The organism is Cytobacillus oceanisediminis 2691 (assembly GCF_007678455.1).
GTDB lineage: Bacteria > Bacillota > Bacilli > Bacillales > Cytobacillaceae > Mesobacillus > Mesobacillus oceanisediminis_A.
Genome location: NZ_VEEP01000198.1, coordinates 1 through 278, shown reverse-complemented (window position 1 = coordinate 278; position 278 = coordinate 1). Strand labels below are relative to the sequence as shown.

Annotated in this window: 1 protein-coding gene; it reads left to right on the top strand. The window is 48.9% G+C overall.

The window, feature by feature from the left end; genetic code table 11:
* Positions 1 to 278: hypothetical protein (locus FS736_RS24900; protein ID WP_260983701.1), on the top strand; the 278-nt coding region annotated here is incomplete at both ends.

The following is a 278-nucleotide window of genomic DNA, read 5'->3' as shown; positions in this document are numbered from 1 at the left end:
ATAACCACCTAGGAGTAAGGGTTCGCCAGATGATCCCCAAAGTCGGCGTAATCGACGCTCCTGAAACAGATCGACTGCCACCCACATTCCTTCAAATCCATCACTTCACTCACCCCAACCCCAAACCCCTTCTTGAAGCTAAAATCCCTCCAACACCACCTCCACTATTCCTTGCTATCACAAAAGCATCACTTCACACAGATTCATTCCTCTCCGCACCATCCTTCCAGCAAACAACAACAGTGCTTACACATGCACCGATCAAACCCAAGCGAGAT